Source organism: Salmonella sp. SJTUF15591, from assembly GCF_043356435.1.
Taxonomy (GTDB): domain Bacteria; phylum Pseudomonadota; class Gammaproteobacteria; order Enterobacterales; family Enterobacteriaceae; genus Salmonella; species Salmonella enterica.
This window is the reverse complement of the sequence record NZ_JBEUJO010000010.1, coordinates 83,320-96,772: the sequence shown is the minus strand read 5'-3', so window position 1 is coordinate 96,772 and position 13,453 is coordinate 83,320. Positions and strand designations below refer to the sequence as shown.

Annotated in this window: 12 protein-coding genes; 3 read left to right on the top strand and 9 right to left on the bottom strand. The window is 47.5% G+C overall.

Going from position 1 to position 13,453, the window contains the following annotated elements; genetic code table 11:
• Positions 1 to 13: 13 nt before the first annotated feature.
• From ABVM99_RS20185 to apbC, 6 genes are all read right to left on the bottom strand, one after another.
• The gene (locus ABVM99_RS20185; protein WP_000825908.1) at positions 14 to 1,036 is read right to left on the bottom strand and encodes a fimbrial protein; all 1,023 of its coding nucleotides are present in this window, start codon (positions 1,034 to 1,036) and stop codon (positions 14 to 16) included.
• 15 nt (positions 1,037 to 1,051) lie between these two features.
• Positions 1,052 to 3,538 (bottom strand): fimbrial biogenesis outer membrane usher protein, encoded by a 2,487-nt coding sequence (locus tag ABVM99_RS20180; RefSeq protein ID WP_001650053.1) that lies wholly within the window; start codon positions 3,536 to 3,538, stop codon positions 1,052 to 1,054.
• Positions 3,539 to 3,566: 28 nt separating this feature from the next.
• The gene (locus ABVM99_RS20175; RefSeq protein WP_017466142.1) at positions 3,567 to 4,247 is read right to left on the bottom strand and encodes a fimbrial assembly chaperone; all 681 of its coding nucleotides are present in this window, start codon (positions 4,245 to 4,247) and stop codon (positions 3,567 to 3,569) included.
• 61 nt (positions 4,248 to 4,308) lie between these two features.
• Complete coding sequence (yehD, locus tag ABVM99_RS20170) at positions 4,309 to 4,842, bottom strand: fimbrial protein YehD (RefSeq protein WP_000830690.1); 534 nt, start codon at positions 4,840 to 4,842, stop codon at positions 4,309 to 4,311.
• Positions 4,843 to 5,120: 278 nt separating this feature from the next.
• Positions 5,121 to 5,402: a DUF2574 family protein gene (locus ABVM99_RS20165; protein ID WP_001834388.1), complete on the bottom strand. Its 282-nt coding sequence runs from the start codon at positions 5,400 to 5,402 to the stop codon at positions 5,121 to 5,123.
• A 277-nt stretch (positions 5,403 to 5,679) separates the two neighbouring features.
• Positions 5,680 to 6,789 carry an iron-sulfur cluster carrier protein ApbC gene (apbC, locus tag ABVM99_RS20160; RefSeq protein WP_001005424.1) on the bottom strand — a complete coding sequence of 370 codons (1,110 nt, stop codon included), beginning with the start codon at positions 6,787 to 6,789 and terminating at the stop codon, positions 5,680 to 5,682.
• Between the two features lie 164 nt (positions 6,790 to 6,953).
• On the opposite strand from apbC, the gene metG reads away from it, so the two are divergent.
• The 3 genes from metG (at position 6,954) to ABVM99_RS20145 (ending at position 10,388) form a co-directional block, all read left to right on the top strand.
• Complete coding sequence (gene metG, locus ABVM99_RS20155; RefSeq protein WP_001834389.1) at positions 6,954 to 8,987, top strand: methionine--tRNA ligase; 2,034 nt, start codon at positions 6,954 to 6,956, stop codon at positions 8,985 to 8,987.
• A 240-nt stretch (positions 8,988 to 9,227) separates the two neighbouring features.
• The gene (locus ABVM99_RS20150; protein WP_000703137.1) at positions 9,228 to 9,686 is read left to right on the top strand and encodes a YehR family lipoprotein; all 459 of its coding nucleotides are present in this window, start codon (positions 9,228 to 9,230) and stop codon (positions 9,684 to 9,686) included.
• Positions 9,687 to 9,857: 171 nt separating this feature from the next.
• Positions 9,858 to 10,388 (top strand): YehR family lipoprotein, encoded by a 531-nt coding sequence (locus tag ABVM99_RS20145; RefSeq protein WP_023194466.1) that lies wholly within the window; start codon positions 9,858 to 9,860, stop codon positions 10,386 to 10,388.
• 56 nt (positions 10,389 to 10,444) lie between these two features.
• On the opposite strand, the gene ABVM99_RS20140 is transcribed toward ABVM99_RS20145, so the two are convergent.
• From ABVM99_RS20140 to ABVM99_RS20130, 3 genes are read right to left on the bottom strand one after another with little or no spacing between them, the layout of a single operon-like run.
• Positions 10,445 to 10,912, bottom strand: a complete 468-nt coding sequence (locus tag ABVM99_RS20140) for a DUF1456 family protein (protein ID WP_000950413.1) — start codon at positions 10,910 to 10,912, stop codon at positions 10,445 to 10,447.
• A gap of 46 nt (positions 10,913 to 10,958) precedes the next feature.
• Positions 10,959 to 11,678 (bottom strand): two-component system response regulator BtsR, encoded by a 720-nt coding sequence (gene btsR / locus ABVM99_RS20135; protein ID WP_000598637.1) that lies wholly within the window; start codon positions 11,676 to 11,678, stop codon positions 10,959 to 10,961.
• The gene (locus ABVM99_RS20130) at positions 11,675 to 13,360 is read right to left on the bottom strand and encodes a sensor histidine kinase (RefSeq protein WP_000272850.1); all 1,686 of its coding nucleotides are present in this window, start codon (positions 13,358 to 13,360) and stop codon (positions 11,675 to 11,677) included. The genes btsR and ABVM99_RS20130 overlap by 4 nt, the downstream gene beginning before the upstream one ends.
• Between the last annotated feature and the right edge of the window lie 93 nt (positions 13,361 to 13,453).

The following is a 13,453-nucleotide window of genomic DNA, read 5'->3' as shown; positions in this document are numbered from 1 at the left end:
GTACAGCATAAAATTAATTATAAGATACTACGATTAATGCTTTCGATTGTAATGGCCCCGCTTTAACTTTTGCAGGATCGAGAACATAATATGTGGCAAAGACAGGAATAGCTTCCACCGAATTCACTGCACTGCCTTTGGCATAGGTTTTGAAAATACTGTTTATCGCTGCTCCTTTGTTTATTTTAAGCAGGCTCCGATTTGAATCTCTTAAGATAAACCCAACGCCATTATCGTTATCCGGTTTCAGGACTGCTTCATTCTCATCCCAGACTAAATCACTACGTAGATTCACCGCTATTTGCCGTGATGTCAGCATCGCATTCCGCACCTGATTTTTGCAATCCAGAATAATATCACCCTGCTTAGAAAATTCACTAACCTCTCCTTTAGCGCGGAGTTTAGTCATAGGCACCGGGTCCAGCGTGATGGTGAGATTCTGGGGGGCGCAGGTAGTTTCTTTACGGTTGTAATTTATCGTTAAATTGGCTTTATAAACGCCTTTCCCATTCAGATCAGTGATAACGTTCGCAACACACTCTCTATTCCCCCAACAGCCAATATATTTTAAAATAAATACCACCCAATCGCTACCGCTCCATTGATTCTTTGCACCCGACATCACCGTTATATTATCTATCGTAACCGAGTATCCCCCCCTGGCAGACACAGTCACCGCCTCCAGTGAGTTTATTTCTGAAATCGTTATCTTATAGGGGGCTTCAATTACACCGTTTTGGTTGCGCATATTTATCGCACTACTGCTTTGCCATTCAACTTTTAATTTTAACTTAACACTATCATTCGGCCCCATACCAATAATATGATCGGATGTCTCTAATTTAGTCACAACATCACTATTAGAACAATTGGCATCAGTGAAACCATTTGTAATAATGGCAGACTCCTCCCCCCCCAGCATTAAGCTATCGGATTGAATCGTATAATCCTTCGTGTTGGTTAAGGTCGCATTACACGCCGCGTAACCCAACTGCGTAAACTGCATCATTATTAATAAAAATAGTAGTCTTTTCATGGCGTCACCTAAAGATTACCGACAAATATAAACGTTATTTTCATCAATCTGTTTATCAAAAGTGATCTTACAGAAAAGACCCTGTTGTTTATCTGTTGCGACTTTTACCGAAACGGGAACCTTTTCAGTACGAATAAATACCCGGCTCCCCTGACCTACCAGTCCTACATTATTTCCCTCGTCATCTTCCACTTCATAACCAAACGTTAAAGGCTCGCCATCTGCGCGCCGCGCCAGGAAATAAAAAGGTTTACTGGTCTCTGTTTCAAAATCAACCACCACTACGGCTCCGCGATAAGGCACTGTAACTTTACGGTTTCCCAGCAGAGCGACATCACTTTCACTCTCGGAGACATCAAGAGAGATAAAATTTTGCCGGTATGGCGTCAATGCTTCAAATACGGCATAACCTTTTGCATTGGTACGTAAATAGGGACGCCCCTGCACCGCCGCGCCTTCCAGGTACGGCGCGTTAATAATCGCGATAGTATCATTAAGGCGAGAGGCTAAATGCACGCCATCGGCCCATGCAACCAGCCCTCCCTGAATATTTCCGCCCACCTGATGATATTTACTGGATTGGCTGTAACTGCCGCCGACCGTCGCCAGCGGGGCGTTCCAGGTTACCGATCCCCCGAATGTCGTTTGGTGTTCCTGTCGCTGCTGGCTGAGGTTAGTCGTATAATTAAACTGATCGCGATTACCGAACGTGCCGCTAAGGCTGGTGTTATTCGCCTCATAACCTTGATCGTCAAAGGTGGTGGAATTCGATAAATGGATATCACGATTTCCCCCATTCTCCTTTACTCCCCATGTTAAGGGAATCGATAAATAGATATTAAAGCGCTTATCTTCACGGTTATTGCTGTCATACGTCTGAGTTGCCGATAGCGTAAAACTGAGCCGCTGCCAGGTATTACTGTAGCTTAACTGATAATCCTTTCCCGTGCCGCTACGTCCCCAATAGTCGCGCCACAGAGCGCTGGCAGTAAAATATCCCCACCCATCGGGTAACGTCTGATTAATATTGAGAGTGAAAGTATTTTTACGCCCAAAGTCATTCTCATAATAATCAGCAATATCATAAATATCGTCATCATCGCGACGATAGTTATCCCGGTTATTAGCCCAGACATGATCGTTAAAAGTGCGATAATCACGTGATGAGTAGCGATACGCTGCCAGAGAAAAATGGGTGGCCGATTGCGGGAGATATTTATTCCAGGCAACCTGGTAGCTTTCCCCATCAAAAACATCGCCATTATCCTGCTTGCTATGAGACAACGTACCGTCGACAGATACCGCGCCAATCAGCGTGTTCCATCCGGTGCCAAGGGTAAATGAGCGATAATCGCTGGCTAACATCGTTCCGCCATACAACGTTAGCAGGTTATTGACCCCGTACTGATAGGTTCCCTGGAGAAAATCAGTTTGCTGAGAGGCTCCTTCAATTCTGCTTCGTCCGGCGGCGAAATCATATTTTGCTACGCCGGGCTGTACCATATTGGGAACGGAAGAATACGGAACAATAAACCGTGAAACAGTACCGTCAGCCTCTTTAACGCTCACGTCCAGATCGGCTCCCCCCCCTGCCAGCTGAAGATCTTCAAATACAAAGGGGCCAGGCGGAACTTCTTTTTGATAAACAATGAAGCCATTCTGTTCAACCGTCACCAGGGCGTTACTTTGCGCCACGCCACGCACAACCGGAGCGAAATTTTGCTTAGAGTGCGGCAGCATTTGCATATCACGCCAGAAGCGCACCCCGCGAAAGCGCACCGTATCAAACATATCCCCGCTGGTGTACTGTTCCCCCAGACGCATTGTCCCCAGTACCGCCGGGAAATCACGTTCCAGATACAGAGTATTGCTCTGCCATTTGCCAGCTGAATTTTCACTTTTGGAAAAATTAGCGTTAGAATGTAATTGCCATCCAAGCAGATTCAATCCGCTGACAAAATTTGCGTAAGTATTTTTCTCACTACCGCCGCTTTTATAATGGCTGTAATATTCGCTGGCATAATACGATGTATAAAAAGCGTTAATTCCACGGTCCCATGTCTCTGGAGACGCATAGCCCGCTTCATATTCCAGCACATAAGCCTGAGGGACGCTCAGATAAAGGTTAAAAGCGGCAGTGTCATAAGAAACACTACCTCCATGAACCACCGTTTTCAGCGCAATACATTCATTTTCTACTGTTGTACTCTGCGGGGTAAATTTAATTCCCAGGCTGGCGATCAGGTCCGGAGAAATACAGGTGCTATCGGGGTCATCCTGAATATTAACCTCATAAGTTCCACGCCATTCTTTATTGACATAAACGTCCATTTCATAAACGCCAGCCATGGGTTTGGTGCTATCAATCTGATAACGAGACACCTTTTCACCTTTCAACCCACCGAACATAAAGTTAGTATCGAATGTTTCTTCTTCAGCCCAGGCGGGTGAAATAAGTAATGCTGCAAAAAGTGACAGCGTGATGGCGTTTAACTTTTCCATTATCTATCCTTAGGTGGATTCCCCGCTTTTAATTTTCTATTTTGACAGTCTCGTTTAAATAATTACCAGAATCATCAATTAGCGTCACGGTATAGCTATTTACGACTACCGTTGTGGTGATACTCTGCGATGACCATGGAGCCAGTAATAAGGTTTCTTTATTTACTTTACTTTTTGCTTTAATTTCTGGAATAGTGATCCAGTTTGCGGAATTATTTTTCACGCTAATACTCCCTGGCGCACGAAGCAACTGCAAGCGGGAAAATGTTGCTTTATCGACTTTCTGTACCCCCGGTGGGCGATAGATCAACTTTATCCGGTTTTGTAGCGCAAATTTAATGATATTTTTATCTTTGTTCTCGTCTGAATTTGGTGGAATATCCAATACATTGAGGTAGAAAAGACTTTCACGATCGCCAGGCAAATTATTAGCGAGCTTCTTTATTTTTAATTGCTGACCTGAATTTGCCGCAACTCTAATTACAGGGGGGGTCATAATAAATGGAACCTGTAATTTTTCTGGCGGCAGGCTGGTATCACCGTTATCAATCCACGCCTGGATGAGTGAACTTCGTTTACCGTCATTCATTAATTGTACGGTAATATCTTTTTTCTGCGCCGGATAAATAATACGTGTACCATATATATAAATGCCGCTCCACGCAGGCATAGCGGCACAAGCCAGGCATAATGCAATCATCCGTTTCATGGCCGATAACCTTATAAAAGAGATACAAGCGGCTAAAAGCTTAGCCGCCAAAAAACGATTGTTAATCAGTTAATACCGTCATCGTCAGTACAGATTCAACAGAACCTGGTGTTACAGTATTTTCAACGGCGGCATAGCGGGCAGAAAAGTTCAGGGTATATACACCATTTTCAAACTTACTTGAATTCAGAGTGTAATTCCCCGCCTCATCCGGTTTCACCTGAATACCATCAAGATAAACAGCGAAGCCCGCACCATTATTAGTAGCATTATTTTTGGTGATTTGCATGTTATCCACAAATTGAGAACGGTTAAAACTAATTCGTGGATTAGCTGTATTCGTACATCTTACTTTTAAAATCGCTTCTGGGCTAGTGTATCCTGTATATATATCGCCAGGGTTTAAGTCAGTCAATCTATCAACACCTACCTGGGATAATTCAATAGTCGCGCTATTTGCACCTTCGAAAGTACAGGATGTTCCCACCACTTCTCCGTTTATTTTTAATTCCCCCATATCTTCATCAGCAGCAAAAACCCCAGCGCTCATAAATACAGCAGACAATACAGAAGCAGCAATAAGTGAACGTTTCATAATCTCTTCCTTAATGAAGTAATTTCTATTTGTTAAGAGTTATTAACCCTTGCAAAGAAAATTCTCATAGACAGGAGGTTATCGCAATGTAAACGCGATGTTTTGTTGATTTAAAACAATTTACAGATTGCAATATAATTGCAACAAATAATCATTGCTTATCATTATTTTGTAAACTTATTAATTTCCGAAATTTACTGCCCTTAAATATAAACACAACAAATAAAAAAGCCCATATCATTGATATCAATGATATGGGCCTGCGGAATTAATAAGAATTAGTCGTAATGATTAACAACAATCTGTCGGGTGCTATCACCAGGCACCATGTATAGCTGCGTTGTCACACCTCTCATCGGCGTAGCGGCGGGTGTTTGCAGAGTTGAAATGTGGATAGTGTTGCCGCAACGCTGCTGCAACTGTGCGTTTACCACTTCTGTACTGCACGTTGGCGCGGTCACTTTTCCACTGATGGTTAATGTTGCGGTGTCGGAGGCAAAAACGGGTACGCTTATCCCATAAGCCGAAACTATAATTCCCATCAGCAAATATTTTTTCATAGTGAGTAATTGTTCCTCTGGTGAACGTCAAACAGTATGCAGGCCGTCCTGATGAGCAGTATCAACGTATCGATACCTTAAAACCAATTGAAAAAATAAATCAGTAGGATAGGTATGATCAATTCAAATAATGTTTTTGCCGATTATTTCAGATAAACACCTGTCTGTTTAAGCAGGAATTAACAATGCGGGGGCTATTATTTTATTAATACATTCACTGCATCAATATATATTAATGCAGTGAATGTCATATTCTCTTTGGAATACGTCAGGAGGATTACACCGCGCGGAAGGCGATTTCACCCGGAATCACTTCACCCTGCCAGTAAAGCTGTGCCGCAACGCGATCGGCCAGCTCGCGATAGATCGCGGTAAATTCGCTCTCCGGACGGCTAACCACCGTCGGCGTACCACGATCGAGATCTTCGCGCAGACTAATATGCAACGGCATCTGACCCAGAAGCTGAGTATGGTATTTTTCCGCCAGCTTCTGCGCGCCGCCCGTGCCGAAGATCGGTTCGTGATGGCCGCAGTTGCTACAAATATGCATACTCATATTTTCCACAATGCCGAGCACCGGCACTTCCACCTTCTCGAACATCACGATACCTTTTTTGGCGTCGATTAGCGCGATATCCTGCGGCGTAGTCACCACCACCGCGCCGGTAACAGGAATGTTCTGCGCCAGCGTTAGCTGAATATCCCCGGTTCCCGGCGGCATATCCAGTACCAGATAATCCAGATCCGGCCACAGCGTCTCCTGCAACATCTGCATCAGCGCCTTACTGGCCATTGGGCCGCGCCATACCATTGCGTTATCGTCAGTTACCAGATAGCCGATCGAGTTGGTCGCCAGGCCGTGAGACATAATCGGCGCCATATGCGTACCGTCTGGCGATGTTGGGCGCTGATCTTCTGCGCCAAGCATGGTTGGGATCGACGGACCGTAAATATCGGCATCGAGAACCCCGACCTTTGCGCCTTCAGCCGCTAACGCCAGCGCCAGGTTTACCGCCGTGGACGATTTACCCACCCCGCCTTTACCGGAGCTCACGGCAATGATGTTTTTCACGCCATTAATGCCAGGCTGATTTTTGACGCGTTTCAGCGTCGCAATGTTGTACGACAGTTTCCAGTCGATCGCTTTTGCGCCTGTAATACGTAACAGATCGGCGCTGCATTGCTCTTTTAATACCTCAAACGCGCTGTTCCAGACGAACGGCATGACCAGCTCAACGTGCAGCGTATCATCCATCCAGGCGACGTGGTGCAACGCCTTAAGCGTGGTGAGGTTATGCTTCAGGGTTGGGTGCTGAAAATTCGCCAGCGTCCCGGCGACCATCGCTCGCAGGGTATCTGGTGATTTGGCCTGGGATTGTTCGTTCATCCCGACTCCTTTTGTAGTTCTGAAAAGTACGATTGTAACTTTGTAGTTTACTCCAGCGGTAACAATTATTCATTTACGGATAAATGCCCTTATCGATTGGCGCAGTAATTACCATTTTGGTACTATCAAAGCCCTTTTTTACAACAGAAGAAGTAATACCCACTATGACTCAAGTCGCGAAGAAAATTCTGGTAACGTGCGCGCTGCCGTACGCCAACGGCTCTATCCACCTCGGCCATATGCTGGAGCACATCCAGGCTGATGTCTGGGTCCGTTACCAGCGAATGCGCGGCCATGAGGTTAACTTCATCTGTGCCGATGACGCTCATGGCACGCCGATCATGCTGAAAGCGCAGCAGCTTGGTATTACGCCGGAGCAAATGATCGGTGAAATGAGCCAGGAGCACCAGACCGATTTCGCCGGTTTTAATATTAGCTACGACAACTACCACTCAACGCACAGCGACGAGAATCGCGAGCTGTCCGAGCTGATTTATACGCGCCTGAAAGAGAACGGTTTTATTAAGAACCGCACTATCTCTCAACTCTACGATCCGGAAAAAGGCATGTTCCTGCCGGACCGATTTGTGAAAGGCACCTGCCCGAAATGTAAATCCGCGGACCAGTACGGCGATAACTGTGAAGTGTGCGGCGCAACTTACAGCCCGACCGAACTTATCGAGCCGAAATCCGTGGTGTCCGGCGCGACGCCGGTAATGCGTGACTCCGAGCACTTTTTCTTTGACCTGCCGTCATTTAGCGAAATGCTGCAGGCGTGGACCCGCAGCGGCGCGCTGCAGGAGCAGGTGGCGAATAAAATGCAGGAGTGGTTTGAATCCGGCCTGCAGCAGTGGGACATTTCCCGCGACGCGCCGTATTTTGGTTTCGAAATCCCGAACGCACCGGGCAAATATTTCTACGTCTGGCTGGACGCGCCGATTGGCTATATGGGCTCCTTCAAAAATCTGTGTGATAAGCGCGGTGACACGACCAGTTTTGATGAGTACTGGAAAAAAGACTCCGACGCCGAGCTGTACCACTTCATCGGCAAAGACATCGTCTATTTCCACAGCCTGTTCTGGCCGGCCATGCTGGAAGGCAGCCACTTCCGTAAGCCGACCAACCTGTTCGTTCACGGTTACGTGACGGTGAACGGCGCGAAGATGTCTAAGTCTCGCGGCACCTTTATTAAGGCCAGCACCTGGCTGAAACACTTTGACGCCGACAGCCTGCGCTACTACTACACCGCGAAGCTTTCTTCACGCATTGATGACATAGACCTGAACCTGGAAGACTTTGTCCAGCGCGTCAATGCCGATATCGTCAATAAAGTAGTCAACCTGGCATCCCGTAACGCAGGCTTTATCAATAAGCGTTTCGACGGCGTGCTGGCGGCTGAACTGGCCGATCCGCAATTGTATAAAACCTTTACTGACGCCGCTGCGGTGATTGGCGAAGCATGGGAAAGCCGTGAATTCGGCAAAGCTATCCGTGAGATTATGGCGCTGGCCGACGTCGCTAACCGTTATGTTGACGAGCAAGCGCCGTGGGTGGTGGCTAAACAGGAAGGCCGCGACGCTGACCTGCAGGCCATTTGCTCGATGGGCATCAACCTGTTCCGCGTGTTGATGACGTATCTGAAACCGGTACTGCCGACGCTTTCTGAACGCGTTGAAGCCTTCCTGAACAGCGAACTGAACTGGGATGCTATTGAACAGCCGTTGCTCGGTCACAAGGTCAACACCTTTAAGGCGCTCTACAATCGCATCGACATGAAGCAAGTTGAAGCGCTGGTTGAAGCGTCTAAAGAAGAGGTGAAAGCCGCAGCCACGCCGGTTACCGGCCCGTTAGCCGACTTCCCGATTCAGGAAACCATCACCTTTGACGATTTCGCCAAAATTGACCTGCGCGTAGCATTGATTGAAAACGCTGAGTTCGTAGACGGTTCTGACAAATTGCTGCGCCTGACGCTGGATCTGGGCGGCGAGAAGCGTAACGTCTTCTCCGGCATTCGTTCCGCCTATCCGGACCCGCAGGCGCTGATTGGCCGCCAGACGGTAATGGTCGCCAACCTCGCGCCGCGCAAAATGCGCTTTGGCGTCTCCGAGGGAATGGTGATGGCCGCAGGACCTGGCGGGAAAGATATCTTCCTGTTAAGCCCTGATGACGGCGCGAAGCCTGGCCAACAGGTGAAATAAGCAACAAGCCGGAGCATGCTCCGGCTTTTTTAACCGCTTAATCCTGACTGGCATATCACCCCATCCGCGTGTTTTAACTTTTTCCTTAATAAGCAATAGCGTTAAGACTCCATATCCGGACTGCTAAATAACGGCTAAAAGTCATATTCTATCTCTCCCTGATACATTGCTATTACTGGGTTAAATTAATTCATTGAAATTATTTTAAAAACCCAATCATTATATAAAATGGAGTTTTAGATGAAAATTTCTGGCAAGTTATTGTCCGCGGCTTTGGCTTCCGTACTGGTGTTCTCTCTTGCTGGCTGTGGCGATAAAGAAGAATCAAAGACCTTTAACGCAAACCTGGCGGGGACAGAAATTTCAATTACTTACACCTATAAAGGTGACAAAATCATTAAGCAGACGTCTGAAAGTAAAATCAGCTATGCCACTGTAGGCGCTAAAACGAAAGAAGATGCCGCCAAAATTCTCGATCCGCTGAGCGCGAAATATAAAAATATCGCCGGAGTGGAAGAAAAATTAACCTATGAAGATACCTATGCCCAGGAAAACGTCTCTGTGGATATGGAAAAAGTGGACTTTAAAGCGTTACAGCAAATCTCAGGGACGATGGTGTCCGGCGATACCAGCAAAGGTATCAGCATGAAACAAACCCAGACGCTGCTGGAAGCTGCTGGTTTTAAAGAAGCGAAATAACTGGCAGGCATAATGTATTGCATCGACTGGTAAAGTCGCTCAGGGCGCTGCTTCGGCAGCGTCTTTTCTTTATGAATTCCGAAAAAAGACAGCCTCGCTGTAAGTCCCCTCGCCAAAGCCTATAATCCCTGAATTCCTGGCCACACCAATACTTAACGACAAGGAATTGTTATGCGGGTTCTACGCCTTATGGCACTGCCACTATTCGCGCTCTCTCTATCGGTTAGCATAACTGGCTGCGATCAGAAAAACGATACTCTCCAGGGAAAGCAAAATAACATGACAGCGTTTATCAAGAAGATAGCCGCTAACAAAGAGTCAGAGGAAACACAACGCTATGTAGGTAATCTCAACGGTATTGAAATCAAGTTAACCTATTACTACAAAGGGGATATCGTTTTACGTCAAATATCTGAACATAAAATACTTTATAAAACCCTGAAAGCCAATAATAAAGAAGAAGCACAAAAAATGCTGAGTCAAGTCGGCGAAGCTTATCAGGGTATGCCGGGTTTGACTGAACGAATCGACTATTATGATAGCTATGCTACGGAATATGTGGATATTGATTTTACCCAGGCAAAAATAAGCGACCTCTGTAAATTGCCAGGATCATCAATTGACAACTGTTCCGCGTACTATCTGTCAATGATTCGCTCGCAGAAACTGTTGGAAGAGAGCGGGTATCATAGAATCAATTAGTATAATAATGCGTTTTCCCGGTCAGACAGGACGCTGCCGGGAACAATACCGCAGAATTACTTCGCCGCGTGTTCACGAGCCGCCAGACCGCGCAGAAAATAACGCATAAACTGATCGCCGCATTCACGGAAGTTCTTATGATCCGGCGCGCGCATCATCGCGGTGATCTCTGGCATTGAGACACGAAACAACTGACCGGTAAGTATCGCCAGGATATCATCTGTTTTTAGCGAAAAGGCAATACGCAGCTTTTTCAGCACAATATTGTTGTTGATACGACGTTCCGCCGTCAATGCAGGCGCCGCCTCATCTTTGCCGCGTTTTTCATAAATGAGGCCATTGAGAAATGAGGACAACACGATATCCGGGCAACGCTGAAACCCCTCTTCCTCTTCTTTGCGCAACCAGATTGCAATCTGCTCCGGCGTAGCATCAACGTTACCCAGCGCCAGGATACGCGCCAGATCGGTATTATTAGCTTTTAAAATGTAGCGCACGCTACGCAGAATATCGTTACTCAGCATGAGGCCTTCGGTCGTTTCTATGGCAAAACGATATTCTAACAGTCTTTTACAGGCCAATCGCCTCTTTTAAACTTTTCAGATAGCGACGGCTTACCGGCACCGTCAGGCCGTTGCGTAAAATCAGCTCTGCCTGCCCATTATCCTCCAGCCGAATTTCCTGCAAATGGGCCATATTCACCAGAAACTGACGATGACAACGCAGTAGCGGCGTCCGGCTTTCCAGCGTGCGCAGCGTCAGCTCGGTAAACCCCTCTTTACCTTCACTGCTGGTCACATAAACGCCGCTCATACGGCTACTGACAAAGGCGACATCATCCATTTGCAACAAATAGATCCGGCTGTGTCCGGTACAGGGAATGAATTTAAGCGCCTGCTGGTTTTCCGGCAACAACGAAACATCCTGTTTACTGCGCTCCTGACGCAGACGATGTAACGTTTTCTCCAGCCGTTTCTCCTCTATCGGCTTGAGCAGATAATCAAAAGCGTGTTCTTCAAAGGCTTTGATGGCGTATTCGTCAAACGCGGTTAAAAAAACGATATACGGGCGGTGTTCCGGGTCAAGCATTCCTACCATCTCCAGTCCACTGATACGCGGCATCTGAATATCCAGAAACAGCACATCAGGTCGCAGCTTATGTACCGCGCCAATCGCTTCTACCGCGTTCGCGCACTCTCCCACAATCTCAATGTCATCCTGCCCCTGGAGCAAAATCCGCAGATTTTCCCGCGCTAACGGCTCATCATCCACAATCAGCACTTTAATCATGCGTCCTCCTCCAGTGGAAGTCGTAATGTAATTCGGGTAAAGCAGTCCGGCTCGCAGGCCACGCTAATACCATAATCATCGCCAAAGTGTTCGCGCAGACGTTTATCCACCAGACTCATCCCCAGCCCGCTACTGCCGGCGGAAGGCTGATACAGTCCCGCATTATCTTCAATATCTAACATCAAATGCTGCCCTTCGCGCCGGGCGCGAATAGCGACGTTGCCGGTATCAAGCAGTTGCGACGTGCCATGTTTAATGGCGTTCTCAACAATCGGCTGTAATGTAAACGCAGGCAATTTCTGACGTGAAAGCGTCGATGGAACATCAAGCTGTACCTGCAGACGCGACTGAAAACGCGCTTTTTCAATTTGCAGATAAGCGTTCACGTGTTCAATTTCATCCGCCAGCGTGACGATTTCCGACGGGCGTTTTAAATTTTTGCGAAAAAAGGTCGACAAGTACTGCACCAGTTGGCTGGCCTGTTCGCTGTCGCGGCGAATCACCGCTTTAATGGTATTGAGCGCATTAAACAGAAAATGCGGATTCACCTGCGCGTGCAACAGCTTGATCTCTGACTGCGTCAGCAACGCCTTCTGCCGTTCATACTGTCCGGCCAGGATCTGCGCGGATAAAAGCTGTGCAATACCCTCTCCCAGGGTGCGGTTAATTGAGCTGAACAGTCGGTTTTTCGCTTCGTACAATTTAATGGTGCCCATGACTCGCTGATTTTCTCCACGCAGCGGGATCACCAGCGTCGAGCCGAGTTTACACTGCGGGTGTAGCGAACAGCGATACGGCACTTCGTTGCCATCGGCATAAACCACCTCTCCGGTTTCAATTGCTTTCAGCGTATAACCTGATGAAATGGGTTTGCCCGGTAGATGGTGATCGTCGCCAATACCGGTAAAAGCCAGCAGTTTTTCGCGATCGGTGATGGCGACGGCGCCGATATCCAACTCCTGATATAACACCTGCGCCACCTTCATACTGTTCACTTCGTTAAATCCCTGACGCAGAATCCCCTCCGTTGACGCGGCGACCTTCAGCGCGGTAGCAGAAAATGCCGAAGTATATTTTTCGAACATGGCGCGCTTATCGAGCAAAATACGCATGAACAGCGCGGCGCCAACGGTATTCGTCACCATCATCGGCGCGGCAATATTACTGACCAGATGCAGGGCATCGTCAAACGGCCTGGCTATCAGTAAAATGATCAGCATCTGCACCAGTTCGGCAACACACGTAATTGCTCCCGCCGTCAGCGGGCTAAACACTTTGTCCGGGCGTCCGCGACGTATGAGAACGCTGTGTACCAACCCGCCCAGCAGCCCTTCGACGATGGTGGAAATCATACAGCTCAGCGCCGTCATGCCGCCCATAGAATACCGATGTAACCCACCGGTCAGGCCGACCAGCCCGCCGACGACCGGCCCGCCGAGTAGGCCACCCATCACCGCGCCAATCGCGCGGGTATTGGCAATCGAATCTTCGATATGTAGCCCAAAATAAGTGCCCATAATGCAGAAGATAGAAAACGTGACGTAACACAGAAGCTTGTGCGGCAGACGAACCGTGACCTGCATAAGCGGGATGAACAGGCGCGTTTTACTCATTAGCCACGCAATGACCAGAAACACGCACATCTGCTGAAGCAGCAGCAACACCAGATTAAACTCGTACATACCCGCAAACCACACTTCAATTAAAAGCGCGTAACATACATTGAGTACGATTAACTTTCTTTGAACTGTTGCATAAAAATATGAATTCGTGAA

Excerpts from the sequence above, each read along its gene's own strand:
- ABVM99_RS20140 (WP_000950413.1), bottom strand. The coding sequence starts at position 10,912 with ATGCTGAGTAACGATATTCTGCGTAGCGTGCGCTACATTTTAAAAGCT.
- ABVM99_RS20150 (WP_000703137.1), top strand. The coding sequence starts at position 9,228 with ATGAAAATTTCTGGCAAGTTATTGTCCGCGGCTTTGGCTTCCGTACTG.
- metG (WP_001834389.1), top strand. The coding sequence starts at position 6,954 with ATGACTCAAGTCGCGAAGAAAATTCTGGTAACGTGCGCGCTGCCGTAC.
- apbC (WP_001005424.1), bottom strand. The coding sequence starts at position 6,789 with ATGAACGAACAATCCCAGGCCAAATCACCAGATACCCTGCGAGCGATG.
- ABVM99_RS20180 (WP_001650053.1), bottom strand. The coding sequence starts at position 3,538 with ATGGAAAAGTTAAACGCCATCACGCTGTCACTTTTTGCAGCATTACTT.
- ABVM99_RS20185 (WP_000825908.1), bottom strand. The coding sequence starts at position 1,036 with ATGAAAAGACTACTATTTTTATTAATAATGATGCAGTTTACGCAGTTG.
- btsR (WP_000598637.1), bottom strand. The coding sequence starts at position 11,678 with ATGATTAAAGTGCTGATTGTGGATGATGAGCCGTTAGCGCGGGAAAAT.
- ABVM99_RS20130 (WP_000272850.1), bottom strand. The coding sequence starts at position 13,360 with ATGTACGAGTTTAATCTGGTGTTGCTGCTGCTTCAGCAGATGTGCGTG.
- ABVM99_RS20145 (WP_023194466.1), top strand. The coding sequence starts at position 9,858 with ATGCGGGTTCTACGCCTTATGGCACTGCCACTATTCGCGCTCTCTCTA.
- ABVM99_RS20175 (WP_017466142.1), bottom strand. The coding sequence starts at position 4,247 with ATGAAACGGATGATTGCATTATGCCTGGCTTGTGCCGCTATGCCTGCG.
- yehD (WP_000830690.1), bottom strand. The coding sequence starts at position 4,842 with ATGAAACGTTCACTTATTGCTGCTTCTGTATTGTCTGCTGTATTTATG.
- ABVM99_RS20165 (WP_001834388.1), bottom strand. The coding sequence starts at position 5,402 with ATGAAAAAATATTTGCTGATGGGAATTATAGTTTCGGCTTATGGGATA.